General features: G+C 77.3%; 1 protein-coding gene. It reads right to left on the reverse strand.

The genetic code is table 11. From position 1 onward, the window contains the following. The coding region (locus tag ACWF9Z_RS36650) for a hypothetical protein (protein ID WP_453609950.1) at nt 1–248 on the reverse strand (248 nt) is incomplete at its 3' end. Nucleotides 249–453: the final 205 nt, after the last annotated feature.

The raw sequence follows: 453 nt of genomic DNA on the forward strand, positions 1-453 counted from the left end.
CCTGCGCGGCCGGGCTTGCCGGGCTTGCCGGGCTCACCGGGCCGTCCGCCCTTGCCGCCTTCGCCGCCCTTTCCGCCTTCGCCGCCTTCGCCGCCCGCCCTGCAGTGGCTGGAGTCGCCGGCCGTGGCCGGGGAAACGGAGCCGGGGGTGTGGGACGGGGAAGCCTGTGCGGCGCACGCGGTACCGGAGACGAAAGCCAGGGAAACCGCGGCCAGGAGGAGCGGGCGCTGCCAGGAGCTGGTGAACATGGGACTTCTCCAATTTCCGTGATCATGGGTGGTGACCGGTGCACGTGGCCTGACAGGGCCGGGGGTGAGGTGGTGCGGGGTGGTGCGGGGTGGGGGGGGGGCGGGGGGGGGCCCCCCCGCGGGCCCCCCCCCCCCACCCCCGAGAAGATACTCCGGGCCCCGGCGCCCGCCCCCCCCACCGCGCCCCCGTCCCCACCCCACCCCC

Source organism: Streptomyces sp. NPDC054961, from assembly GCF_053609145.1.